The 23653-nt window shown below is 73.2% G+C and carries 22 protein-coding genes and 1 pseudogene; 6 read left to right on the top strand and 17 right to left on the bottom strand.

Features of this window, described 5'->3' with window-relative positions; translation table 11 throughout:
• Positions 1–18: 18 nt before the first annotated feature.
• On the top strand, positions 19–240 hold the full coding sequence (locus tag OG956_RS29705; RefSeq protein WP_330341080.1) for a DUF1918 domain-containing protein: 222 nt from the start codon (positions 19–21) through the stop codon (positions 238–240).
• Here the strand turns inward: OG956_RS29705 and OG956_RS29700 are convergent.
• Positions 210–1459 (bottom strand): annotated as a pseudogene (locus tag OG956_RS29700) (glycoside hydrolase family 10 protein). The gene OG956_RS29705 and the pseudogene OG956_RS29700 overlap by 31 nt on opposite strands.
• Positions 1460–1629: 170 nt before the next feature.
• Here OG956_RS29700 and OG956_RS29695 point away from each other — a divergent pair.
• Both OG956_RS29695 and OG956_RS29690 read left to right on the top strand, forming a co-directional pair.
• Entirely contained in the window at positions 1630–2505 is an 876-nt protein-coding gene (locus tag OG956_RS29695; protein WP_330341079.1) for a 3-hydroxybutyryl-CoA dehydrogenase, read from the top strand.
• A gap of 214 nt (positions 2506–2719) precedes the next feature.
• The gene (locus tag OG956_RS29690; RefSeq protein ID WP_330341078.1) at positions 2720–2977 is read left to right on the top strand and encodes a hypothetical protein; all 258 of its coding nucleotides are present in this window, start codon (positions 2720–2722) and stop codon (positions 2975–2977) included.
• Between the two features lie 38 nt (positions 2978–3015).
• On the opposite strand, the gene OG956_RS29685 is transcribed toward OG956_RS29690, so the two are convergent.
• From OG956_RS29685 to infC, 11 genes are all read right to left on the bottom strand, one after another.
• Positions 3016–3552 (bottom strand): NUDIX hydrolase, encoded by a 537-nt coding sequence (locus tag OG956_RS29685; protein WP_330341077.1) that lies wholly within the window; start codon positions 3550–3552, stop codon positions 3016–3018.
• A 65-nt stretch (positions 3553–3617) separates the two neighbouring features.
• Positions 3618–4958 (bottom strand): transcriptional regulator, encoded by a 1341-nt coding sequence (locus OG956_RS29680; protein ID WP_330341076.1) that lies wholly within the window; start codon positions 4956–4958, stop codon positions 3618–3620.
• 200 nt (positions 4959–5158) lie between these two features.
• The gene (locus OG956_RS29675; RefSeq protein WP_330341075.1) at positions 5159–6256 is read right to left on the bottom strand and encodes a PP2C family protein-serine/threonine phosphatase; all 1098 of its coding nucleotides are present in this window, start codon (positions 6254–6256) and stop codon (positions 5159–5161) included.
• 192 nt (positions 6257–6448) lie between these two features.
• Positions 6449–6625 (bottom strand): hypothetical protein, encoded by a 177-nt coding sequence (locus OG956_RS29670; RefSeq protein WP_330343062.1) that lies wholly within the window; start codon positions 6623–6625, stop codon positions 6449–6451.
• 189 nt (positions 6626–6814) lie between these two features.
• The gene (gene pheT / locus OG956_RS29665; RefSeq protein ID WP_330341074.1) at positions 6815–9391 is read right to left on the bottom strand and encodes a phenylalanine--tRNA ligase subunit beta; all 2577 of its coding nucleotides are present in this window, start codon (positions 9389–9391) and stop codon (positions 6815–6817) included.
• A complete protein-coding gene (gene pheS, locus OG956_RS29660; protein ID WP_330341073.1) occupies positions 9391–10512 on the bottom strand; it encodes a phenylalanine--tRNA ligase subunit alpha in 1122 nt (373 codons plus the stop codon). Before pheS ends, pheT begins: the two co-directional genes overlap by 1 nt.
• 133 nt (positions 10513–10645) lie before the next feature.
• On the bottom strand, positions 10646–11779 hold the full coding sequence (locus OG956_RS29655) for a sensor histidine kinase (RefSeq protein ID WP_330341072.1): 1134 nt from the start codon (positions 11777–11779) through the stop codon (positions 10646–10648).
• Positions 11780–11830: 51 nt separating this feature from the next.
• Positions 11831–12685 carry a TrmH family RNA methyltransferase gene (locus OG956_RS29650; protein WP_330341071.1) on the bottom strand — a complete coding sequence of 285 codons (855 nt, stop codon included), beginning with the start codon at positions 12683–12685 and terminating at the stop codon, positions 11831–11833.
• Between the two features lie 195 nt (positions 12686–12880).
• Positions 12881–13264: a 50S ribosomal protein L20 gene (gene rplT / locus OG956_RS29645; protein ID WP_004002577.1), complete on the bottom strand. Its 384-nt coding sequence runs from the start codon at positions 13262–13264 to the stop codon at positions 12881–12883.
• A 97-nt stretch (positions 13265–13361) separates the two neighbouring features.
• Positions 13362–13556: a 50S ribosomal protein L35 gene (gene rpmI / locus OG956_RS29640; RefSeq protein WP_003977225.1), complete on the bottom strand. Its 195-nt coding sequence runs from the start codon at positions 13554–13556 to the stop codon at positions 13362–13364.
• Positions 13557–13669: 113 nt separating this feature from the next.
• The gene (gene infC / locus OG956_RS29635; protein WP_225098250.1) at positions 13670–14332 is read right to left on the bottom strand and encodes a translation initiation factor IF-3; all 663 of its coding nucleotides are present in this window, start codon (positions 14330–14332) and stop codon (positions 13670–13672) included.
• A 376-nt stretch (positions 14333–14708) separates the two neighbouring features.
• On the opposite strand from infC, the gene OG956_RS29630 reads away from it, so the two are divergent.
• Complete coding sequence (locus OG956_RS29630) at positions 14709–15074, top strand: DUF1844 domain-containing protein (RefSeq protein ID WP_330341070.1); 366 nt, start codon at positions 14709–14711, stop codon at positions 15072–15074.
• Between the two features lies 1 nt (position 15075).
• Here the strand turns inward: OG956_RS29630 and OG956_RS29625 are convergent, their stop codons facing one another.
• Positions 15076–15807: an SseB family protein gene (locus OG956_RS29625; RefSeq protein ID WP_330341069.1), complete on the bottom strand. Its 732-nt coding sequence runs from the start codon at positions 15805–15807 to the stop codon at positions 15076–15078.
• A gap of 152 nt (positions 15808–15959) precedes the next feature.
• Between OG956_RS29625 and OG956_RS29620 the strand changes: the two genes are divergently transcribed.
• Positions 15960–16916 carry a serine hydrolase gene (locus OG956_RS29620; RefSeq protein WP_330341068.1) on the top strand — a complete coding sequence of 319 codons (957 nt, stop codon included), beginning with the start codon at positions 15960–15962 and terminating at the stop codon, positions 16914–16916.
• Positions 16917–16958: 42 nt separating this feature from the next.
• Here the strand turns inward: OG956_RS29620 and mycP are convergent, their stop codons facing one another.
• Positions 16959–18152, bottom strand: a complete 1194-nt coding sequence (gene mycP, locus OG956_RS29615; protein ID WP_330341067.1) for a type VII secretion-associated serine protease mycosin — start codon at positions 18150–18152, stop codon at positions 16959–16961.
• Complete coding sequence (locus OG956_RS29610; RefSeq protein ID WP_330341066.1) at positions 18149–19144, bottom strand: hypothetical protein; 996 nt, start codon at positions 19142–19144, stop codon at positions 18149–18151. Before OG956_RS29610 ends, mycP begins: the two co-directional genes overlap by 4 nt.
• Positions 19145–20283: 1139 nt before the next feature.
• Here OG956_RS29610 and OG956_RS29605 point away from each other — a divergent pair.
• Positions 20284–21486 carry an amino acid deaminase/aldolase gene (locus OG956_RS29605; protein WP_330341065.1) on the top strand — a complete coding sequence of 401 codons (1203 nt, stop codon included), beginning with the start codon at positions 20284–20286 and terminating at the stop codon, positions 21484–21486.
• 3 nt (positions 21487–21489) lie between these two features.
• On the opposite strand, the gene OG956_RS29600 is transcribed toward OG956_RS29605, so the two are convergent.
• Positions 21490–22281: a 3-oxoacyl-ACP reductase gene (locus OG956_RS29600; protein WP_330341064.1), complete on the bottom strand. Its 792-nt coding sequence runs from the start codon at positions 22279–22281 to the stop codon at positions 21490–21492.
• Positions 22278–23651: an aldehyde dehydrogenase family protein gene (locus OG956_RS29595; protein ID WP_330341063.1), complete on the bottom strand. Its 1374-nt coding sequence runs from the start codon at positions 23649–23651 to the stop codon at positions 22278–22280. The genes OG956_RS29600 and OG956_RS29595 overlap by 4 nt, the downstream gene beginning before the upstream one ends.
• Between the last annotated feature and the right edge of the window lie 2 nt (positions 23652–23653).

Raw genomic sequence — 23653 nt, 5'->3', positions numbered from 1 at the left:
ATGAGGAGGGCCTGCGAGATGCGTGCATCCAAGGGCGACCGTCTTGTCCAGCACGGCAGGGTGGTCGGCCAACACGACCAGGTCTCGGAAGTGGTCGAGGTACTGGGCCCCGAGGGCAACCCGCCCTATCGCGTCCGTTTCCAGGACGGCCACGAGGCGATCATGTCACCCGGCCCCGACTGCCAGGTCAAGCACCACGAGGAGAGGGATCAGCGCGGCGGTTTCGCCGACCGCCCGTAGTGGTCGGTGATCACGCGTGACATCGCGCCGATCGGATCGGCCGCCACGTCCTTGGCGGCGAAGAAGACATGCCCGCTCACCTGCGGGTGTCCGGCGGCGAGGGTGAGGTGCCGGGACAGCTCCACCGGGTCCTGCCAGGCCGAGGGCTGCCCGGCCGCTCCCGCCCGGTACAGGGCCTCCCCGATGTAGAGCCGCGTCCGGCTGCCCTGCGCGACGTCCGCCCACCACGCGACGAGCGTGGCGTAGTCGGCATCGGCCGCGCCGAGGTGCCAGTACAGCTGCGGGACGACGTAGTCGATCCAGTTTTCCGCCGCACCCAGCCGCGGGTGTCGGCGTACAGGTCGTCGTACGACTGCACCTGCGCCCGGGTGTCCGAGCCGCGCGGGTCGGCCGAGGCGTTGCGCAACACCCCGAAGGGGCTGATCCCGAACCGGGCGCCGGGCCGGACGCGCCGGACGGCGGCGGCCGTGTCCCTGATCAGCGCGTCGATGTTCGCACGCCGCCAGGCGGCCCGGCCGGAGAAGCCGCCGCCGTGACGGTCGTAGGCGTCATCGTCGTCGAAGGTCTGCCCGGCGACCGGGTACGGGTAGAAATAGTCGTCGAAGTGGACGGCGTCGACGGGATACCGGGCGACCGCGTCCAGGACCGCCCGCCGGACGAAGGCGCGGACCTCGGGCAGGCCCGGGTTGCAGGAGAGCCCGCCGCCGTACGGCACCACCCAGTGCGGGTGCCTGCGGGCCGGATGGGAAGCGGCGAGCCGGCCGGGGTCGGTGTGGAGCGCGATCCGGTACGGATTGAACCAGGCGTGCAGCTGAAGGCCCCGGGCGTGGGCCTCCCCCACCGCGGTGCCGAGCGGGTCCCAGCCGGGGCTTCTGCCCTGCGTACCGGTGAGGCACTCGGACCAGGGCTCGTACGGGGACGGCCACAGGGCGTCGGCGGCGGGGCGTACCTGGAAGATCACCGTGTTGAGCCGGTCGCGGGCCGCCCTGTCGAGGTGGGCGATCAGCTCCCGGCGCTGCGCGGCGGCCGGCAGACCGGGCCGGGACGGCCAGTCCCGGTTGGCCACGGTCGCCAGCCAGACGCCGCGCATCTCCCTGGCCGCGCGCGCCCGCCGGCCCGCGCCGGGCACGGGCCGGCGCTCCGCCGCGTCCGCGGCTCCCGGCGCCGTGACCAGCGCCGGCAGGGCCAGGGCGAAGGCTCGCCGGGACAGTGGAGGCATCGGCACACCCCTACGCTCGGGATCCGCTTCGTCACGGACCGTTCCGCGCCCCAGGATGGCCCCCACCCCGCCGATCGATCATCGATACTTGACGGTAACGTGCTCGATCGGAGCAGGCGCCGAACCCGGAAGTCCTGCCAGCGAGCCGGAGAACCAGCGAAGGGGTCGATGTGACAGGCTTCCCATCGGGAGATATCACGCGCGTCGGAGTCGTGGGCTGCGGCCAGATGGGCGCGGGCATCGCCGAGGTGTGCGCCCGCGCGGGACTGGACGTGAGGGTCGCCGAGACCACCGGCGAGGCCCTGGAGATCGGCCGTACCCGGCTGTTCAACTCCCTGGCCAAGGCCGCCCAGCGCGGAAAGATCACCGAGGAGGAGCGGGACGCCACCCAGGCGCGGCTCACCTTCACCACCGACCTCGGCGAGTTCGCCGACCGTGATCTGGTGATCGAGGCCGTGGTGGAGAGCGAGCCGGTGAAGACCGAGATCTTCCAGGTGCTGGACCAGGTGGTGATCCGCCCGGACGCGATCCTCGCCTCCAACACCTCCTCGATCCCGCTGGTGAAGCTGGCGGTCGCCACCTCCCGCCCGGACCACGTCGTCGGCATCCACTTCTTCAACCCGGCCCCGGTGCAGCAGCTGGTGGAGCTGATCCCGGCGCTCACCACCTCCGAGGGCACCCTCAGCCGCGCCCAGGTCTTCGCCGAGAAGGTGCTCGGCAAGCACTGCATCCGCGCCCAGGACCGCTCCGGCTTCGTGGTCAACGCGCTGCTCGTGCCGTACCTGCTCTCCGCGATCCGGATGTTCGAGTCGGGCATCGCCAGCCGCGAGGACATCGACAACGGCATGGAGATGGGCTGCGCCCACCCGATGGGCCCGCTGAAGCTGTCCGACCTGATCGGCCTGGACACCATCGTCTCCATCGCCAACAGCATGTACGCCGAGTACAAGGAGCCCCTGTACGCCGCTCCCCCGCTGCTCCAGCGCATGGTCGAGGCGGGCCGGCTGGGCCGGAAGACCGGCTCGGGCTTCTACACCTACGGCTGATCGCTTCTCCACCCACGGCTGATCACGCAGAGCGACGCTTACGGGCCCGGCACCGAACCCGGTGCCGGGCCCATCTGTTTCACACACCGTGTGCGCGGCGGGCACGCATATGCCGCTCGCACACGCTCCCCACGCGCCCACCAGGAGAGTTGACTCCTCATGCGCATGCAAGGGACGCGGAACCACCCGTTCGACTACAGAAAGGAGCGGACTTGTGACCGCCGATCCGGAGCATCCCGTGGTCCAGGGAGAACTCGCAGAGTTACGCCGCCGCCTCGACGTGGCCTACGCCCGGGTCGAGGGAGGGCTGGCGTTGCTGAGCCATCGCACCGAGGAGACCGCCAAGGAGCTGGACGAGCTGAACTCCCGGATCGTCTCGCTGGAACACGCACGCTGGCCGCTGCCCTCCCTCGCCGTGCTCACCGCGCTGGGCGCGCTGGTGGCGACGGTCTGGCAGAGTCTGGGCCGCTAGCCCTGGGCGAGCCTCGCGTGGTGCAGCAGGAGTAGCCGCTAGCCCTCTGCGAGCCTCGCGTGGTGCAGCAGGAGTAACGCGGCCGCCATGTTGGCGGCCGGGACCTCCCCGCGGGCGATCATGTCGGGGACGAGTTTGAGCGGAACCCATTCCCGGCGGTCCGATTCGAAGTCGTCCACGGGGTGCCCGACGTACTCGCCCCGGTCGGACCAGTAGATGTGGTGCCGGGCGTCGGTGAGGCCGTTGGACGGCTCCACGCTCATCAGGTGGTGCAGGGGCCCCGGCCGCCAGCCGGTCTCCTCCTCCAGTTCCCTGGCGGCCGCCTGCGCTATGTCCTCGCCGTCCTCGACGACGCCCGCGGCCAGTTCCCACCCCCAGCTGTCGGTGATGAAGCGGTGCCGCCACAGCAGCAGCACCTCGTTGGCGTCGTTGACCACGGTCGCCACGGCCACGGGCCGCAGCCGGATCAGGAAGTGGTCCAGGTGCCGGCCGTCCGGCAGCTCGACATCTGCGAGATTGACGCTGAACCAGCGGTTTGCGTACACAGTTTGTTCGTTCAGTTTCGTCCACTGCACGGTTCTGCCACCTTCCGCCGAGTAAGTGGCAATATCGCAGCAGGGACTGTGCGCCCACAGTGGGCCTACAGCGGTACGCGCAGTGCGCCGTCGATGAGTTCGGCGGCTTCGGCGGTGCCGGCCGAGCCACAGCGCACCAGGTGTTCGCGCACCGCGCGGAGTCTGTCGCGCAGCCGCTGCGACTCCATCCCGCGTGCCTGCTCCGCCATCTGCACGGCGGTGGCCACCGCTTTGTCGGCGTTCCCCTGGCGCAGCTCGATGGTGCTGAGCATGGCGAGCCGGTGCACCCGGCCCCGGTCGTGGGCGGGGTTGTCGACGGCCGCCGCCGCGTGCTCCCCCGCGGCGGTCAGCTCCCCGAGGCTGAGCAGCGCCTCGGCCACCTGCACATTGACGAGGCCCGGCTGGACGTAGCCGGTCTCGTCGGGCTCGTAACCGCGCCGGATCCGTTCGGCGGCCGTCTCGGCGCGCCGGATGCAGGACAGCGCGCCGGCGGAGTCGCCGAGGTGGGCGTACGCCTTGGCCTGCATCGCGTACAGATCCGAGGCGAGCGCCGGGGTGATGTGCTTGCCGGCGGCCCGCAGCGCGGCCTCCGCGAAGGCGACGGCCTGCCGGTACTCCCGCATGAACAGCGACTGGTTGACCAGCAGCGCTATCACGTACGCGCCAAGTCCCCGGTCACCGCTGGCCTTCGCCAGCCTGAGCGCCTGGTGGAAGTAGCGCTGGGCCAGCCCGTGGGCGTCGGAGTCGTAGGCGCAGATGCCCGCGATCGCCACCAATCCGCCGGTGGCCCGGTGCAGTTGGCGTCCGGTGGCGTCGGTGTAGCTGCCGCGGAGCAGCGGCGCGGCCTCGGAGTTGAGGAAGCCGACGATGCGGCTGCGGGTCGCGATGCCGCCGGCCTTGCGGTACATCTGCTCGTAGTGCGTGCGCGCGGCCCGCAGCATGGCGATGTCGGCCGGGGTGACCCGGTGCCGGCCGCCGCGGGAGACGTCGACGTCCTCGGGCGGGTTCTCCCACTCCCACACCGGCATCACGGCCGGCGTGCCGGTGACGGCCGGGGCGCCGAGCACATGCGGCCGCTGCTGTTCGTCGGAGCGCCACAGGGCGGTGGCCCGCTCCACGAAGCCGTTCAGCGAGCCGGCGTGCGGGGTGCCGGGCTCGCCGGGCACTCCCAGGCCGATGTCGTCGAGGGTGACGGGACGGTGCAGGCGGGCGGCGAGCACCTCGCAGATCAGGTCGGGGACCTGGCCGCGCGGCCGCTGGCCCTTCAGCCACCGCGCCACGGCGGTGTGTTCGTACCGGAGCGCGAGGCCCCGTTTCCGGCCCGCCTGGTTCACGTGGGCGGCGAGGCCGGCGTGCGAGATCCCCGCCTCGTCCAGGATCGCGTCGAGCAGAGTGTTGGGCTGCATGGATGCCCCCCGAATGGCCTGTGCGGTTCAGCGTAGTGGGTCCGGGTTCGCACGGGGTGTGAACGGAGTGCTCGCATCCGCAGGGTGCATGCGGTGTCGCTCAGCGTGGTCTTCCGGTTCACTGGGCTTCCGGCCAAGCCGCCGGCTCCCCCTCGAAAAGCGGTGGCTTGGCCGGGTGAGGGGCGGCTCATGGGGCGCAGTCAACGGCGGGTCGTCGGCTGCGCGTCGTCCGGGGCCGGCCGTCCCCGCGCCGCGGAGCCGCACACGGCGCCGTCCCGCGCCCCGGCAGCGGTGCACCGTGCGGGGTTCCGGTCGTTGCGCAGGACGAGGAGCGCTGTGTCGTCCGCGGGAGTGCCGGCCGTGTGATGCAGCAGCGCGGTGAAGAGGGTGCCCAGGACCGTCCGGGCGGAGACGGGGTGCTCCCGTACGGCGTCTCTCAGGGCCTTCGGCAGCGGAAAGAACCGGCCCTGGCCGTCCCGCGCGTCCTCCACGCCGTCCGTGAAGAGGACGAGAAACTCACCGGGAAGCAGATGACCGCAGGCCCGGTCCTCCAGCTCGGCCGGCAGCGGGAAGGGGCCGAGCGGGGGCAGCGGTTCGGCGCCCGTCAGCGGCTCGACCCTGGTGCCGCTGAGCCGGTACGGCCAGGGGTGACCGCAGTTGAGGGCGCGCACCTCACCCGCGCGGTCGATCTCCAGGAGCAGCACGGTGACGAACTCCTCGGCGACCGGGTGGTCGGGGTCCGGGGCGCCGTGGGCGGGGTGTTCGGCGCGGGCGCGCTCGCGCAGGTGGCGGGCGAGGGCGCGGTCCAGTCGGCGCAGGACGCCGGTGAGGTCGGGCTCGTCGTGGGCGGCCTCGCGGAAGCTGCCGAGGACGGCGGCGACGGTGCCGAGCGCCGCCAGGCCGTGTCCTCGGACGTCGCCCATCACCACCCGCACCCCGTGATCGGTGGCGATCGCCTCGTACAGGTCGCCGCCGACGCACGCGCCCCGCTCCGCGGACAGCTGGGCCGCGGCGAGGTTCAGCCCGTCGAGGCGGGGCGGCAGGGGCCGCAGGACGACGCTCTGGGCGGCCCGCGCCACCCGGCGGGCCTGCCGCAGCTCCCGCAGCGGGGCGCGGCGGGCGTGGGCTATCAGTCCGGTGCCGACGGCGACGAAGACGGCGCTGGTGAGAAGGCGAGCGCCGAGCCCTTGCTGGTGGGCGAGGGGACAGCCGAACCGGTAACCGACCGCCACGGCTCCCCAGACCATGGGCAGTACGGCTCCCCGCGCGGTGGGCGCCCGTGCCTTGATGCGGATCATGCCACTGGTCCCCCATGGAGAGTCCCTGACAGGGCAGACGGACCGGCCCCGAAAGGCCGGTCCGATTCTGTCGAGGGCATGGCCCGAGGAGACCGGATCGCCCCCGGTTCCCACCCGATCGAGTGAGCCCACGCCGGTCAACCTGCATTTATGCAGGTCTCCGAAGGGATGAACACCCTTCCGCGCGGGGATTCAGCGCACGGCCCGCCGCCCGAGTTCGGCGATCCGCGCGCTCTGGAAGAAGCAGAAGACCTTGCCGTCCAGGGCGTGGGCGGGCATGCCGTACCAGAGCTTCGGGGCGAGTTCCGGCGCGGCGGCCGTGACCACGGCGTGCAGCCGTTCGGCCATCACCCGGTCCGGCTCCCGCATCCGACGGCTACGCCGAGACCCACCGCCTCGCCGGCCGGCCCGAAGAGGCGCTGCGGCCGCACCGCGAGGCCGGCGGCACCGCAGCACCCCGAAGGGGCGCGGGGCCGCGGTTGACACGCGGCTCCGCCGCGTGCGCGTGACCGGCCACGGAATACCCGCAGCCGGCCACGCACAGAACCGCTACGGCGATCAGCCCCGCAGAACCGCACCCGTCCGCTCGCCCGCGAGGGCAACGGCCGCATCCCGCGCAGCTGAGGCCTCATCCACGGTCAGGGTGCGATCCCCGGCCCGGAAGCGGAGCGCGTACGCCAGGGACTTCTTGCCCTCGCCCAGCTGCTCGGCGTTCTCGTAGACGTCGAACAGCCGGATGGACTCGAGGAGTTCGCCCGCGCCCTCGCGCAGCGCCGCCTCGACCTCCGCGGAGGGGATCGGCCTGTCGACGACGAGGGCGACATCCTGCGTGGCGACCGGGAACGTGGAGATCCGCGGCGCCTGCGGAGCGCCGTCGCCCGCCGCCTCCAGGGCGTCGAGGTCCAGCTCCATCGCGCAGGTGCGCTCGGGCAGCCCCAGGGACTTCAGCACCCGCGGGTGCAGCTCGCCCGCGTGGCCGACGACCCGCTCCGCGCCGTCCGCGCCGATCACCAGCTCGGCGCAGCGGCCGGGGTGCCAGGGGCCGTACTGGCCCTTGCGGACGGTCAGTTCGGCACCGGCCTCGCGGGCGACGACGCGCGCCGCCTCGACCGCGTCGGCCCAGTCCGCCGGACGGCCCTTGCCCCACCAGCCGGCCTGCTCGCGGGCGCCGGCGAGGACGACGGCCACGTGCCGCGGCTGCTCGGGCAGCGCGGCGTTCAGCGCGGCGATCTCCTCGTCGGTGGGCCGCCGGTCGACCGGAAGGTGCGTGGCGACCCGCTGCTCCTCGCGGGGGTGGAACACCAGCCCGGTCTCGAACAGCGCCAGGTCGTGCGAGCCCCGGCCGTCGTTGCGCCGCAGCGCGCCGAGCAGGCCCGGCAGCAGCGTCGTGCGCAGCGCGGGCTCCTCGTCGCTGAGCGGGTTGACCAGCCGGACGACACGGCGGGCCGGGTCGTCGGCGTCCAGGCCGAACTGGTCGAAGACCTGCTCGCTGATGAAGGGGTAGTTCGGCGCCTCGACATAGCCGGCACCGGCCAGGGCGCGGCCGACCCGGCGGTGCAGCCGCTGACGGTGGGTCAGGCCACGGCCCGAGGGAAGCTTGGGCAGCGTGGAGGGCAGGTTCTCGTAGCCCTCGAGGCGGATGACCTCCTCGGCGAGGTCGTTCGGGTCGACCAGGTCGGGCCGCCAGGACGGGACGGTGACGATCAGCTCGTCTTTCCCGCCCGTCTCCCGACCACCGCCCCTCGACGACGCGTTCCACGCGGCAGCATTTCCCACGACGTCGCAGCCGACCTGCTGGAGGCGGCGTACGACGGTCTCGCGGCCGTAGACGACGCCCGCGACCTTGTCCGGGTGGTCGGCGGGGATGGTGATGGTGCGCGGGGCCGAGGGCGCGACGATCTCGGTGACACCGGCCTCCGCCGTGCCGCCCGCGAGCAGCACCAGCAGGTCCACCGTGCGCTGCGCGGCGGCCGCTGCGGCCTGCGGGTCGACGCCGCGCTCGAAGCGGCGGGACGCCTCGGTGAGCAGCTTCTGGCGGCGGGAGGTGCGGGCGATCGCGACGGCGTCGAAGTGGGCCGCCTCGATGACCACGTCCGTGGTGCCGTTCGAGCCGTTCTCCGTCGGCTCGTGGTCGGCGATCTCGGTGTTGGCGCCGCCCATCACGCCGGCGAGGCCGATCGGGCCGCGGTCGTCGGTGATGACCAGGTCCTCGGCGTGCAGCGTGCGCTCGACGCCGTCGAGGGTGACGAGCTTCTCGCCCTCCTGGGCGCGGCGCACGCCGATGGTGCCCTGGACCAGGGAGCGGTCGTAGGCGTGCAGGGGCTGGCCGAGCTCCATCATCACGTAGTTCGTGACGTCGACGGCGAGCGAGATCGGGCGCATGCCGACCTTCTGCAGGCGGCGCTGCAGCCAGATCGGGGAGCGGGCCTCGGGGCGCAGGCCGGTGACCGTGCGGGCGACGAAGCGGTCGCAGCCCAGCGGCTCGGTCACCTGGACCGGGTAGCCGTAGGCGTTCGGGGCCGGCACGTCGATCAGGGCGGGGTCGCGCAGCGGCAGGCCGTAGGCGATGGCGGTCTCGCGGGCGACGCCGCGGATGGACAGGCAGTCGCCGCGGTTGGCGGTGACGGCGATGTCCAGGACCTCGTCGACCAGCTCCAGCAGCTCGATGGCGTCCTTGCCGACCTCGGTCTCCGGCGGCAGCACGATGATGCCGTGGCTGCCGTCGTCGCCCATGCCCAGCTCGTCGCTGGAGCAGATCATGCCGTGCGAGACCTTGCCGTAGGTCTTGCGGGCGGAGATGGAGAAGCCGCCGGGCAGCGTGGCGCCGGGGAGGACGACCACGACCTTGTCGCCGACGGAGAAGTTGCGGGCGCCGCAGACGATCTCCTGGGGCTCGCCGGTGCCGTTGGCCTGGCCGACGTCGACGGTGCAGAAGCGGATCGGCTTCTTGAAGCCCTCCAGCTCCTCGATGGTCAGCACCTGGCCGACGACCAGCGGGCCCTTGAGGTCGGCGCCGAGCTGCTCGACGGTCTCCACCTCGAGCCCCGCCGACACGAGCTTCTCCTGGACGTCGCGGCCGGTTTCCGTCGCCGGCAGGTCGACGTACTCCCGCAGCCAAGAAAGCGGGACCCGCATCAGATCTCCATCCCGAACGGCCGGGTGAACCGGACGTCACCCTCGACCATGTCTCGCATGTCCTCGACGTTGTGGCGGAACATCAGCATCCGCTCGATGCCGAACCCGAAGGCGAAGCCGCTGTACTTCTCCGGGTCGACGCCGCAGGCGGTGAGCACCCGCGGGTTGACCATGCCGCAGCCGCCCAGCTCGATCCAGCCCTCGGACGAGCAGGTGCGGCAGGGCCGGTCGGGGTTGCCGACGGACTCGCCCTTGCAGACGTAGCAGAGCATGTCCATCTCGGCGCTGGGCTCGGTGAAGGGGAAGAAGTTCGGCCGCAGCCGGGTCTTCATGCCCTCGCCGAACAGCGACTGAACCATGTGGTCCAGGGTGCCCTTGAGGTCGGCCATGGTCAGGCCCTCGTCCACGGCGAGCAGCTCGACCTGGTGGAAGACGGGCGTGTGCGTGGCGTCCAGCTCGTCGGTGCGGTACACGCGGCCGGGGCAGATCACGTAGACCGGCAGTTCGCGGTCGAGCAGCGAGCGGATCTGCACGGGCGAGGTGTGGGTGCGCAGCACTACGCCGGACTCGGTGCCGCCATCGGGCCCCTGCACGAAGAAGGTGTCGGCCTCGCCGCGGGCCGGGTGGTCCGGGCCGATGTTCAGGGCGTCGAAGTTGAACCACTCGGCCTCGACCTGCGGGCCCTCGGCGACCTCGTAGCCCATGGCCACGAAGATGTCCTCGATGCGCTCCGAGAGCGTGGTGAGGGGGTGGCGGGCGCCGGCCGGGACGCGGTCGTACGGCAGCGTGACGTCGACGTCCTCCTCCACCAGCACGCGGGCGTCGCGCTCGGCCTCCAGCTCGGCCTGGCGGGTGGCGAGGGCCTTGTTCACGGCGCCGCGGGCCATGCCGACGCGCTTGCCGGCGTCGGCCTTGGCGTGCGGAGGCAGGGCGCCGATCTCGCGGTTGGCGAGGGCCAGCGGAGAGGCGGGGCCGGTGTGGGCGACCTTGGCCTCGTGGAGCGCGTCGAGGGAGTCCGCGGCGGCGAAGGCGGCGAGCGCCTCGTCCCGCATGCGCTCGATCTCTTCCGGTTTCAACGCCTCGACCTCGACAGGGTCGTACGACTTATTGGGTGCCGACATCTCTTCCCGTGCTTCCGATTGGCTGGCGGATGGTCCCCGTCACCGACTCGACTCGCGAGGGCCGCGTGAAGGACACAAAGGTGCCAAAGGCCGAGTCTAACGGGGTGGAGGTGTACGAAGAGCCCGCGGGCCGTCAGGCGAGATACGCCGGCGCGGCCACGGGCAGGGTAAATCGGAACTCGGCGCCGCCGCCCGGGGCGCGGCCGACCGTGATGGTCCCGCCGTGGGCCTCGACGATGCCCTTGACGATGTACAGCCCGAGGCCGGTGCCACCGCGCTTGCTGCCCCGCCAGAAGCGGGTGAAGACGCGGTTCATGGACTCCTCCGGGATGCCGGGACCCTCGTCGCTCACCGTGACCGACGTGCCGGTCCGCTCGCCCTCGCGCGGGGACGCGCAGGGCATGACGTCAATGGTGACGGTTCCCTCGCCGTGCCGCACCGCATTTTCGATGAGGTTGCTGAGCACCTGGTCGATCTTGTCGGGGTCGGCCCACAGGGCGGGCAGCGGCTGCTCGATGCGCAGCAGGAAGCGGTCGGCGGGCTGGCCGGCGGTGACGTAGGCCTGGATGTGCCGGGAGACGGCGGCCCCGATGTCGACGGGCTGCCGGCGCACCTCCAGCCGCCCGGAGTCGATCCGCGAGATGTCCAGCAGTTCGGCGATGAGCCGGGTGACGCGGTCGGCGTCGGCGTCGACGGTCTCCAGCATCAGCCGCTTCTGGTCATCGGTGAAGCGTTCCCACTTGGCGAGGAGCGTGGCCGTGAAGCCCTTCACCGAGGTGAGCGGCGAGCGCAGCTCGTGGGCGACCGTGGCGATCAGCTCGGCGTGGCTGCGCTCGGTACGGCGGCGGGCCTCGGTGTCGCGCAGCGAGACGACGACCCGCCGGACGGGCCCCAGGGGCCGCTCGCGCACGTACCGGACGGAGACGAGCACCTCCCTGCCGCCGGGCAGCAGCAGATTGCGCTCGGGCTGCCGGGTGCGGATCGCGAGGCCGCCGTAGGGATCGGTGAGCTGCCACCAGCGGCGGCCGTCCAGGTCCTCTAACGGCAGGGTCTTCTCCAGGGGCTGGCCGAGGGCGTCGGCGGGGCGTACGGCGGCGATCCGCGCGGCGGCGGCGTTGAAACAGACGACGCGGCCCTGCTCGTCGGCGACGACGAGGCCGTCGGGCAGCTGGTCGGGGTCGATGCCGGGGTGCTCTGCGCACCGGGGCGCGGAGGTGCCCCGCGCGTCCCGTCCCTCCGGCGCGGTGCTCGTGCCGGCCACACTCATCCCCGTACCCCACCTCTTTCGACGGCGCAGGGCCCCGAGCTGGTCACCCTACTAGCTCTGGGTGACGGAGCGGCACCCTCCGGAGGCGCGCTGCGCGCGGGCCGACGCGTAGAGACATACGGCGGCGGCGGTGGCGAGGTTCAGGCTCTCGGCCTTCCCGTGGATCGGCACCCGCACCACGGCGTCGGCGAGCGCGCGGGTCTCCTCCGGCAGCCCCCAGGCCTCGTTGCCGAACACCCAGGCGGTCGGCCCGCCCATGCTCCCCTTGTCCAGCTCCTCGTCCAGGTCGCGGTCCCCCGCCCCGTCGGCTGCGAGGATCCGCACTCCGGCGTCCTTCAGCCCCTCGACGGCCCGCTCGACGGGCACGCCCACGGCGACGGGCAGATGGAAGTGCGAGCCCACGGAGGCGCGGACGGCCTTCGGGTTGTACAGGTCGACGGAGGCGTCGGTGAGGATCACGGCCTCGGCCCCGGCGGCGTCGGCGCACCGCAGTACCGTCCCGGCGTTCCCGGGGTCGCGCACATGCGCCAGCACGGCGACCAGCTTCGGCCGGGCGGCGAGGATCTCCGCGAAGGGCGCGTCCAGGAACCGGCACACCCCGACGAGCCCCTGCGGGGTGACGGTGGTGGAGATGTCGGCGATCACCTCGTCGGAGGCGAGCTGCACCCGCGCACCGGCGTCCCGCGCGGCCCCGACGATGTCGGCGTACCGCTCCGCGGCCTCGAGGGTGGCGAACAGTTCTACGAGCGTGGCCTGCCCGCCTGCCCGATGCCCAGCCGCCTCCCGAACAGCCTGCGGCCCCTCCGCCAGAAACAGCCGGTCCTTACCCCGGAAGTTCCGCTTGGCCAGCCGCCGGGCAGCGGAGACACGCGCGGACCGGGGGGAGATCAGCTCGGGGCTGGGCATCCTGTTTCTTCACCTTCGAGAAAGTCTTCACTGTGTGGCGCCGGGGGCTGCAACGCCCCGAATAGGGGCGCGGGGGACTGCGCGGCCAGCCCCCGCCGGCCCGCGGCCGGAAAACGACCGAGCCACCCAACAACAGGACCCGCAAGCCATGACAGCCTGCGGGTCCAGTGAACGTCGGCTAAAGCCAGCGCAGCGTCACGCGGCCTTGGGCGCGTTGACGTCCGAAGGCAGCGCCTTCTGCGCGACCTCGACGAGCGCGGCGAACGCACCGGCGTCGTTGACGGCCAGCTCGGCCAGGATCTTGCGGTCGACCTCGACGTTCGCGGCCTTCAGACCCTGGATGAAGCGGTTGTAGGTGATGCCGTTGGCGCGGGCAGCGGCGTTGATGCGCTGGATCCACAGCTGACGGAAGTCGCCCTTGCGCTTCTTGCGGTCGTTGTAGTTGTAGACCAGCGAGTGGGTGACCTGCTCCTTGGCCTTGCGGTACAGGCGCGAACGCTGACCGCGGTAGCCGGAGGCCTGCTCGAGGATCGCCCGGCGCTTCTTGTGGGCGTTGACTGCCCGCTTGACGCGTGCCACTTGTTAACTCCTTGTAGCGGGGTCGTGGTGGTCCTCACACGACCCGGAAACGATTCGGTCCCGGTCCAGACGTACGGCGCTCAGTCGGCGCCGCAGGTCACTTGCCGAGAAGCTTCTTGATCTTCGCGGCGTCGCCCGGGGCCATCTCGGCGTTGCCGGTGAGGCGACGCGTGACGCGGGACGACTTGTGCTCGAGCAGGTGGCGCTTGCCGGCACGCTCGCGGAGCACCTTGCCGGAGCCGGTGATCTTGAAGCGCTTGCTGGCACCGCTGTGCGACTTGTTCTTCGGCATAGCGCCGTTATCTCCTCGTCGGTGGCGCTCCGGTGCCCGGTCGCGAAAACCGGGCACTGTGGAGCGTCGCTCTTCTTTCGGTTACATCCACTGGGGACGGGTGTCCCCCGGGGTCACGCCTCGGCGGGCTCCTCGGCGGACGCCTCGGCCTCGGCGGGGTTCTGCGAACGACCGGGGTGGGCCTTCGCCTCCGCCTTGCGGGCTTCCTGTGCCTGCCGGGCCTCGGCCATGGCCTCGGTCTTCTTCTTGTGCGGACCGAGGACCATGATCATGTTGCGGCCGTCCTGCTTCGGGTTCGACTCGACGAAACCGAGGTCCTGGACGTCCTCCGCGAGGCGCTGCAGCAGTCGGTAGCCCAGCTCGGGACGGGACTGCTCGCGGCCACGGAACATGATCGTGATCTTGACCTTGTCGCCCTGCTTGAGGAACCGGACGACGTGACCCTTCTTGGTGTCATAGTCGTGCGGGTCGATCTTCGGCCGGAGCTTCATCTCCTTGATGACCGTGTGCGCCTGGTTCTTGCGCGCCTCACGGGCCTTCATGGCCGACTCGTACTTGAACTTCCCGTAGTCCATGAGCTTGCACACGGGCGGACGGGCGTTCGCCGCGACCTCGACCAGGTCGAGGTCGTACTCCTGCGCAAGCTCCAGTGCCTTCGCGAGCGGCACGATGCCGACCTGCTCGCCACTGGGACCGACAAGTCGCACCTCGGGAACGCGAATCCGGTCGTTGATGCGGGGCTCGGCGCTGATGGATCCTCCTCGGTAGCACCACACGGTTGTCTGGCGGACAGCCGCGTATGTCTTTTCGTTAGACCTAACCGCGCCGAAGCAGAAAAAATGCCCCGGACGATCACAGGCGGGGCTCCAACGCACTACCGGAGCACCGCCGCGATGCCGCGGGGCGCGTCTCGGGCGACTCCATCGTCCGTACGGAACGATGGTGGCCGCCTGACCGGGTGACCCGCCGTCCCGGAGGACGGTCAGGTGGGAGATCGGAGCCTCCACTTGTGGGCCGGGAGCTCTGTTGCACGCAGGGCACACCCGGCCGGTCGTGAACCAGACTAGCAGGATCGCTTGACAAGGGCGAACCGGCGAGCGCGCGACAAGGCTCGGGGGAAGCGGTGATCCGGCACCGCCTATGGTGTGGGGCATGAGTGAGACCCCTCCTGAGAATCCCGAGAACCCCGACTTCGACGCGATGACCCGGGACATCGCCGAGGTCCCCGCCGTCGAGGTGATCGTCACGGTCGCCGTCAACCTGATGAGCGCCGCCGCGGTGAAGCTCGGGCTGAGCGAGGAGGGCGAGAAGTACAAGGACCTGGACGAGGCCCGCAAGCTGATCACCGCGCTCGCCGGCCTGCTGGACGCGAGCACGACGGAGATCAGCTCCTTCCACGCGGCCCCGCTGCGCGACGGCCTGAAGTCGCTGCAGCTGGCGTTCCGCGAGGCGTCGACCGTGCCGGACGAGCCGGGCCAGGGGCCGGGCGAGAAGTACACCGGCCCGGTCTACGGCTGATCTATTCCTTGACGTACAGGGGCTCGCCCGGAGGCGTGGTCCCGGCCGGCAGCAGTGCCAGGTCGAGGCCGCGCACCAGGCGGGCCCTCAGTGTCTCGTCGGCCGCCAGGCGCTCGGCGACCGCGCGGGCGGCCTCGGCGGTCGGGGCGGCCGGGTCGACGACGAGGGCGAGGGTGCCGTCGGCGCGTCCGGGCCCGAGGTGGGCGCGCAGCACGGCGGGCTCCGCCGCCACGGCCGTACGGACGGCCTCGATCACCGCCGGGTCGGCGAGCGGATCCGCAGTGGTACGGCCCTCGGCGAGGGCCAGCAGCGCCGGGCCGGTCAGCTCGAACGGCACGGGCCCGGCGAGGTCCAGCACCACCGTGTCGGCCTTCTCGTGGGCGGCGGCCTGCAGCGCCTGGTGCAGGGGTACGGCGACCGGGCGCGCCGCCGGATCCCAGCGTGCGAGGGAGTCGGTGGAGGTGAAGGCGGGAAGCGCGGTGCGGCCGCCGGCCTTCAGGGTGGGTACGGCCATGTCGCTGGTCTTCTCGCGGCGCAGTCCGTTCTCGTCCTCCTCGGCCTCGCCGAGCACGGCGACGACCGGCACGAGCAGGCGGGCGCCCTTCAGTGCCTCCAGCACCGGCCCGAGGGCGCCGCGGTCCTCGGCCCAGGCCGCGAGCGCGGCGCTCAGCCGGGGGTCGGCGGAGCCGTCGTCGTCGGAGAAGCCGGGGTCGGGAATGTTCTTGTTCGCCACGGTCACCGACCCTATCGCCACCGGTCACCGGGCCCGTCGGCGCGGTCCGCGGCCCCGGGCACGGGAGTCCTCACAGGAATCTCAGCATTCCCTGATCCCTGTCTCAGCCCGGACCGACGCAGCGCACAGCACACGCGCCGAGCATCGCGGGCATGGAGTCCCCCAGAGCCCGCCGCGGCCGTCGTGCGCGCCCGTCCCGGCGCCGTCCGCTGCTGTCCCTCGCGCTCGCGCTGGCCGCCGTGGCCGGGATGACCGCCGGCGGCACGGTGTACGTGAAGGCGCGGGCGCACCCGGGGACGGCGGCCGTATCGTCGTCGGCGACGCTCTCGGCCTCCCCCTCGGCCGGGGCGGGCGAGGAGGCCTCGGTGGAACCCGTGACGGAGCCGGCCGCGGACCGGACGGCGCTGCTGGGCAAGGCGATGACGGCGGTGAAGGTGCCGTCGGGCGCGCGGGTGTCGGCGGCGGTGCTGGCGGTGGACTCCGGGCAGAGCGCCGCGTACGGGGACGCGGCCTTCGACACGGCCAGCATCGTGAAGGTCGACATCCTGGCCGCGCTGCTGCTCCAGGCGCAGGACGCGGACCGGCGGCTGACGGCGGCCGAGCGGTCGTACGCCACGAAGATGATCGAGAACAGCGACAACGCGTCGGCGACGGCGCTGTGGCACACGATCGGGCGGGCGGAGGGCCTGGACGCCGCGAACAAGCGCTTCGGGCTGACCTCGACCTCCGGCGGCGAGGGCGGGCTGTGGGGGCTGACGCAGACCACGGCCGCCGACCAACTGGTCCTGCTCCGGCAGGTGTTCGGGGAGGAGTCCGAGCTGAGCGCGGCCTCCCGGAGCTATGTGCAGGGGCTGATGGAGTCGGTCGAGCCGGACCAGCGGTGGGGGGTGTCGGCCGTCGCGGAGGGCAGCTCCTGCGCGCTGAAGAACGGCTGGCTGGCACGCAGTACGACGGGCCTGTGGGACGTGAACAGCATCGGGCGGGTGACGGTGGACGGCGCCGGCTATCTGGTGGCGGTGCTGTCGGAGGGCACCGAGAGCCAGGCGAGGGGCATCGCGCTGGTGGAGGCGGCGGCCGAGGCGGCGGTGTCGGCGTTCACCGGCACGTGACGGGGGACCCGTGGGTGACGGTGGCGTACGTACCGGGCGCGCTCAGGCCGTCTGCCGACGCCCCCGCCACAGCACCACGCCCGCCACGAGCAGGACCCCGCCGGTGCCGCCGGCCAGGGGGCCCGCCCAGTCGGCGGTCGAGGAGGCGGCCTTGGGGGCGTCCGGACCGTCGCCGAAGTACGTCTTCCCGTACGCCGCCGCGCGCAGGCTCCGCGGCTTCAGCCGGTCGGCCGCGCGCAGGGCCGCCGCCGGGTCGATCATGCCGAAGCCGCGGGAGTCGTCCCGGCCGCCGGCCGGCGCGTCCCGTGCGGTGTCCTCCAGGAGCTTCTTGATCTGGGCCGGGGTCAGCTCGGGGTGGGCCGCCCTGACCAGGGCCGCCGCGCCGGAGACGAAGGCGGAGGCGGCCGAAGTGCCCCAGCCCGCGTAGTACTTGTGGTCCGGGTCGGCGATGACCACGTCGACGCCGGGCGCGCTGACCGTCGCGTACCAGCGGCGGGTCGAGAAGGAGGCGCGGGTGCCGTAGCGGTCCACGGCGGTCGCCGCGATGACGCCGGGATAGGCGGCCGGGTAGGAGATGTGGTCGCCCTTGTCGCCGCCGTTGCCCGCGGAGGCGACGACGACCACCCCCTTCTTCAGGGCGTACTGCACGGCCTCGTCCTCGCCGGCCTCGGGGTGCGCCGAGTTCGAGTCGTCGCCGAGGGAGAGGTTGATGACGTCGGCGCCGTGGTCGGCGGCCCAGCGGATGCCGTCGGCGAGGGCGTTGCCGCGGGTGGTGCGGGCCCGGGCGCGGGCGGGGTCGTTGTCCTCCAGGATCACCCGCACGGGCAGGATCTTCGCCTCGGGGGCGACGCCCATGACACCGGCGCCGCCGCCGGGGCCGTGGCCGTGCCCGGCGATGATGCCGGCCATGGCGGTGCCGTGCCGGGCCCAGTCGCGGTCGCCCTGCGTGGCGCCGAAGCCGATCATGTCCTTGGCGGGCAGGACGTTGCCGGCGAGGTCCGGATGGTCGGCCTCCACGCCGGTGTCCAGGACGGCGACGGTGACGCCCCGGCCCTTGGTGACGCGCCAGGCCTGGTCCAGGTGCAGCGCGGACAGGCCCCACTGCTGGGCGCGGATGCCGTCGGCGTGGGCCGCGCCGGCGGGCAGCAGGGTGAGGGCGCCGGTGAGCAGCAGGCTCAGGGCGGCGCCGGCGCGGGCCGTGCGGCGGCCGCGGACCGAGGGCCTCGTTCGCCTCATGAGGGTTTCTCCGTGGCCGTGCCGAGGTTCTGGCGCAGCCGCCGTTCGATGCGGTCGGCCAGGCCCTGTGCCTCGTTGCCGAGACCGGCCTGGGCCGGTGGGGTGGTGGCGCCGTCGGCGACGGCGTCGGCGGCGGGCTGGGGCGCGTCGGCGGCGCGGCCGTCGGCCCAGCCGGAGACGGCGTAGACGACGACGGGCGCGTCGGTGAGGACGGAGATCGTCCAGGAGGCCCGCTGCCGGTCGCCGAAGCCGGCGGCGGCGGTGCCCTCGGCCGCGTACGGCCGTGGCATCAGGTCGGCGCGCCGGTCCAGGCGCTCGGTGCGGAAGCGGTGCGCGAGCGCGGACATGGCGGCGGGATCGGCCTCGGTGAACAGCAGGCCGACGGTGGTGACATAGCTCTGGGTGGCGTCGGTGTAGGTGGCGCGCAGGAGCCGCCGGCAGCCGACGGGGGCGAGCACCTTCTGCAGCAGCGGGTCGAAGGCGTGCGCGCAGCCGCCGTCCGGGGCGACGGCGATCCGGGTCCAGGTGCGGTCGGCGCCGCCGGGGCCGGCGCCGGGGCCCTGGACGGTGGGCGGGAAGAGCTGGTCGACGGGCACGCTGTGCCACAGCGCCCCGGCGGTGGCGAAGTGGTCGCCGGCGGTGGCGTCCCCGCCGCCGCCGGTGAGCCAACTCCCGGTGGCGGCACCGCCGATGAGACCGAGGCCGAGCACGAGGCAGGCGGCGGCGACGGCGGTCCGGGGCGCCACCCGGTGCCCCGGCCGCTCGCTGAAGGCCTCCGGCTCCCCGAACGACACCACGGGCCGTACGGCCGCCCCGGCACCCCACGACAGGGCCGGATCCGGCCCGGCGAATCCGGGCGGCGGTCCTACGGGGTGACCAGGCGTGAGAGGACTCCACGCCCGCTCCTGCGCACCCGCGACACCGGCCCCGGTACGGCCCGCCCCGGCAGCGGGGGCCGCCGCGCCGCGCCGCGCCTGGGGGGCGTCGGTCACCGGACGGAGCCGGGCGGTGGTCTCCGAGGGGGTGGCGGGGCGGGGCCCGGCCGAGGACCCGGACGCGGTGGCAGAGCGGGGCGGGGCCGAAGGCCGGGCGGGGGCGTCGGGGCGAGGTGCGGCCGAGGACCGGGACGCGGTGACGGAGCCGGGCCGGGCCGCAGACCCGGACGCGGTGGCCGAGCCGGGTGTGGCGCTCGTCTCCGGCGTGGTGATCGGGCGGAGCCGGGCCGTCGTCTCGGACTGGGTCTCCGCCGGGGCCCCGGGCCGCCGGGGATCCTTTCCGGGCCGGTGCGCGTCACGCCCCGTGCTCGGCGGAGCGTCGGGGAACCGGGCCGAGGCAGGCGGCGGTGGCGGGCTCACGGGCACTCCGGCCGCCGGCACGGCGGGCCGCGGCGCACCGGGCCGGACCTGCTGCGCGGGTCCGGCACCGGAGCCCCCGGGCGTCCGGACGTCACGCGCGGCGGCCTGCCCGTCCGACGCGCCGCCGCTCCCGGGCCGCCCGCCGGAGGGCGAGCCCTTGTCCGCGGCCCCCGCGGCGGAAGCCGCGCCATGGCCCGCGGACGACCCGGCAGAAGGCGTCCCCTGTCCCGCGGAACCGCCGGCAGGCGAACGGTCCCGGCCCGGGGCACCTCCGGACGCGTGCCCCTCGTGCGCGGTACCGCCTCCGGACGCGTGCCCCTGCTGGGCGGTACCGCCCTCGGACGCGTCCCCCTCCTGCACGGCGCCACTCCGCTGCGCGCGGCCCTGGCCGGGGGTGAAGACCGAGGGCTCGTCGTCGAGGTCGGCGGGGGGAGTGGACGGGCGTGGGGGGATGGGAGCGTGGCGCGCTTCCGTGGTCATGCACCCCCCGTTTCCTCGTCCCCGGGCCGTCCTCTCCTCGTGCCCGGGCCGTCCTGCGTGTGCGCGGGCCGCTGTGCCGCCCGGTGCTGCCCGGCGCTGAAGGTCCGTCCCGGGCACGCATACCCGTACGGCGGGACGGGCATCCCGGTTCAGGTGAAGCGGCCGGGCGCGTTCCGCGTACGTGCGCGTCACTCTACGGGTTGTCCGGACCGGATTCAGAACCAGTCCGGGGTGCCGGGGCATCTGCCCGGAACGTCCCCCTACCCTGCGGTAATCCTGTCTGGCAGGCTTCCGTCATGACTGCGCGCGCCGCCGACCGGGCCCGTTACGACCGGGCCACCGCCCATCTCGACGCCCCTCTCGCGATCGTGGACCTGGACGCCTTCGACGCCAACGCGGCCGATCTCGTCCGCCGGGCCGCGGGCAAGCCGGTCCGGGTCGCCAGCAAGTCGGTCCGCTGCCGTGCCCTGCTGGAGCGGGTTCTGGCCAGGGACGGCTTCCAGGGGATCATGTCGTTCACGCTGGCGGAGTCGCTGTGGCTGGCGCGTTCCGGGTTCGACGACATCCTGCTGGCCTATCCGTCCGCCGACCGGGCCGGTTACGCGGAACTGGCCGCCGATCCCAAGCTCGCCGGCGCCGTCACCGTGATGGTCGACGACCCCGCGCAGCTCGACCTCGTCGACGCCGCACGGGACGGCGGGCGGGAAGTCGTGCGGGTCTGCCTGGAGTTGGACACCTCGCTGAAGCTGCTCGGCGGCCGGGTCCGGGTCGGCGCGCGGCGCAGCCCCCTGCACTCCCCCGCCCAACTGGCCGAGCTGGCCCGCTCGGTGGCCCGCCGGCCGGGTTTCCGGCTGGTGGGGATCATGGCGTACGAGGGACACATCGCGGGCGTCGGGGACGCGGTGGCCGGGCGGCCGCTGCGGTCCCGGGCGATCCGGCTGATGCAGGCCGCGGCCCGGCGTGAACTGGCCGAGCGGCGGGCCGCGGTGGTGCACGCGGTGCGGGCGGTCGTCCCGGACCTGGAGTTCGTCAACGGCGGCGGCACGGGCAGCGTGCAGCACACCGCCGCCGAGGACGCGGTGACGGAGATAGCCGCCGGTTCGGGGCTGTACGTGCCCCGGCTCTTCGACAACTACACGTCGTTCACCGGCCGTCCGGCGGCCCTGTTCGCCCTGCCCGTCGTACGGCGGCCGGGGGTCGGGGTCGTCACCGTGCTCGGCGGCGGCTACCCGGCCTCCGGCGCCGCCGGACCCGACCGGCTGCCGGTGCCGTACCTGCCGGAGGGCCTGGCGTACGACCCCCAGGAGGGCCCCGGCGAGGTGCAGACGCCGCTGCTCGGCTCGCCCGCGGACGATCTGCTGATCGGCGACAAGGTGTGGTTCCGGCACGCCAAGGCGGGCGAGCTGTGCGAGCGGTTCGACACCCTGCACCTGGTCGAGGGGGACGCGGTGACCGCGACCGTGCCCACCTACCGGGGTGAGGGCCGCACCTTCCTGTGAGACCTACAGGGGCGTGACGTACGCGCCCGCGATGCCGCCGTCCACCAGGAAGTCGGTGGCGTTGACGAAGGAGGAGTCGTCGCTGGCCAGGAAGGCGACGGCGGCGGCGATCTCCTCGGCCTCGGCGAACCGCCCGACCGGGATGTGGACGAGACGGCGGGCCGCCCGCTCCGGGTCCTTCGCGAACAGCTCCTGCAGCAGCGGGGTGTTGACCGGGCCCGGGCACAGGGCGTTCACCCGGATCCCCTCCCGCGCGAACTGCACGCCCAGCTCGCGGGACATGGCGAGGACGCCGCCCTTGGAGGCCGTGTAGGAGATCTGCGAGGTGGCCGCGCCCATCCGCGCCACGAAGGACGCGGTGTTGATGATGGACCCCTTGCCCTGGCGCCGCATGTAGGGGATGGCGGCCTTGCAGCACAGGTACACGGAGGTGAGGTTGACCTCCTGGACCCGCTTCCAGGCCTCCAGGCCGGTCTCCAGGATGGAGTCGTCGTCGGGCGGGGAGATCCCCGCGTTGTTGAAGGCGACGTCGACGCTGCCGTAGGTGTCGTACGCCGCCTTGAACAGCGCCTCGACCTGCTCGGGGTCGGTGACGTCCGTCTTCACGAAGAGTCCGCCGGCCTCGTCGGCGGCGGCCTTGCCGCGGACCTCGTCCACGTCCGCGCAGACCACGTGCGCGCCCTCGGAGGCGAGCCGGCGGGCGGCGGCGAGGCCGATGCCGCTGCCGGCTCCGGTGACGACGGCGGTACGGCCGGTCAGGCGGCGGCAGATGATGTCCGATGACTGAGAGGTCACTGTGCGGGGCCCTCCGTGCTGATGAAGACGTTCTTGGTCTCGGTGAAGGCGGTCAGGGCGTCGGGGCCGAGTTCGCGGCCGAGGCCGGACTGCTTGTAGCCGCCGAACGGGGTCCAGTAGCGGACGCTGGAGTGGGAGTTGACGGACAGGTTGCCGGCGCGGACGGCCTGGGAGACGCGCAGGGCGCGGCCGAGGTCCCGGGTCCACAGGGAGCCGGAGAGGCCGTAGGGGGTGTCGTTGGCGAGGCGGATCGCGTCGGCCTCGTCGGTGAAGGGGAGGAGGACGGCCACCGGCCCGAAGATCTCCTCGCGGGCCGCCCGGCCGTCGTGCCGCTCCCCCGTCAGGACGGTCGGCGGGAACCAGAAGCCGGGGCCGTCGGGGGCGCTGCCGCGCAGGGCGGGCGCGTCCTCGGGGACGTAGGACCGCACCCGGTCCAGTTGCCGCCGGGAGATCAGCGGGCCCATCTGCGTCTTCTCGTCGGCCGGGTCGCCCACGACGACGGAGGCGAGGGCGTCGGCGAGGAACGCGCGGGCCTCTTCCAGCACCGGCTCCTGCACGAGGATGCGGGTGCGGGCGCAGCAGTCCTGGCCGGAGTTGTCCAGAAAGGAGAACGGGTCGAGGGCGCGGGGCAGATCGGCGTCGGCGAAGACGATGTTGGGGCTCTTGCCGCCGAGTTCGAGGGTGACCGGCTTGACCAGGCGGGCGCAGTGCTCCATGACCTCGCGGCCGGTGCGGGTGGACCCGGTGAACACGATCTTGGCGACGTCCGGGTGGTCCACGAGCGCGCGTCCCGCGGTGTGGCCGTGACCGGGCAGCACCTGGAAGACGTGCTCGGGCAGCCCTGCCTCCAGGGCGAGTTCGGCGAGCCGGAGCGCGGTGAGCGGGGTGGTCTCGGCGGGTTTGAGGACGACCGCGTTGCCGGCGGCGAGCGCCGGGAAGGAGCCCCACGCGGCGATCGGCATGGGGAAGTTCCAGGGGGCGATGACCCCGACGACGCCGAGCGGCTCCTGGAAGGTGACGTTCCAGCCGCCGGGCACCGGGATCTGCTTGCCGAGGAGGCGTTCGGCGCCGCCGGCCGCGTACAGCAGCAGATCGCGGGCGTTGCCGGCCTCCCAGCGGGCGTTGCCGAGCGTGTGGCCGGCCTCGCGGACCTCCAGCCGGGCGAGTTCCTCGAGGTGCGCGTCGACGGTGTCGGCGAAGCGGCGCAGCAGCCGGGCCCGGTCGGCGGGCGCGAGGGCGGCCCAGCCGGTCTGGGCGCGTACGGCCCGTACGACGGCGGCGGCCACGTCCTCCTCGCTCGCGGCCGGGACGGTGGCGACGACCTCCTCGGTGGCGGGGTTGAGGACGACGAGCTGGTGCGGGTCAGTCACGG

The sequence above is a fragment of the Streptomyces sp. NBC_00557 genome, from assembly GCF_036345995.1.
Lineage (GTDB): Bacteria > Actinomycetota > Actinomycetes > Streptomycetales > Streptomycetaceae > Streptomyces.
Note: the sequence above shows the minus strand (reverse complement) of the source record. Positions and strands in the feature narration are given on the sequence as shown.

Excerpts from the sequence above, each read along its gene's own strand:
- mycP (WP_330341067.1), bottom strand. The coding sequence starts at position 18,152 with ATGAGGCGAACGAGGCCCTCGGTCCGCGGCCGCCGCACGGCCCGCGCC.
- OG956_RS29705 (WP_330341080.1), top strand. The coding sequence starts at position 19 with ATGCGTGCATCCAAGGGCGACCGTCTTGTCCAGCACGGCAGGGTGGTC.
- rpmI (WP_003977225.1), bottom strand. The coding sequence starts at position 13,556 with ATGCCGAAGAACAAGTCGCACAGCGGTGCCAGCAAGCGCTTCAAGATC.
- OG956_RS29620 (WP_330341068.1), top strand. The coding sequence starts at position 15,960 with ATGGAGTCCCCCAGAGCCCGCCGCGGCCGTCGTGCGCGCCCGTCCCGG.
- OG956_RS29680 (WP_330341076.1), bottom strand. The coding sequence starts at position 4,958 with ATGCAGCCCAACACTCTGCTCGACGCGATCCTGGACGAGGCGGGGATC.
- OG956_RS29670 (WP_330343062.1), bottom strand. The coding sequence starts at position 6,625 with ATGCGGGAGCCGGACCGGGTGATGGCCGAACGGCTGCACGCCGTGGTC.
- OG956_RS29630 (WP_330341070.1), top strand. The coding sequence starts at position 14,709 with ATGAGTGAGACCCCTCCTGAGAATCCCGAGAACCCCGACTTCGACGCG.
- OG956_RS29675 (WP_330341075.1), bottom strand. The coding sequence starts at position 6,256 with ATGATCCGCATCAAGGCACGGGCGCCCACCGCGCGGGGAGCCGTACTG.
- pheS (WP_330341073.1), bottom strand. The coding sequence starts at position 10,512 with ATGTCGGCACCCAATAAGTCGTACGACCCTGTCGAGGTCGAGGCGTTG.
- OG956_RS29655 (WP_330341072.1), bottom strand. The coding sequence starts at position 11,779 with ATGAGTGTGGCCGGCACGAGCACCGCGCCGGAGGGACGGGACGCGCGG.
- OG956_RS29650 (WP_330341071.1), bottom strand. The coding sequence starts at position 12,685 with ATGCCCAGCCCCGAGCTGATCTCCCCCCGGTCCGCGCGTGTCTCCGCT.
- pheT (WP_330341074.1), bottom strand. The coding sequence starts at position 9,391 with ATGCGGGTCCCGCTTTCTTGGCTGCGGGAGTACGTCGACCTGCCGGCG.
- OG956_RS29605 (WP_330341065.1), top strand. The coding sequence starts at position 20,284 with ATGACTGCGCGCGCCGCCGACCGGGCCCGTTACGACCGGGCCACCGCC.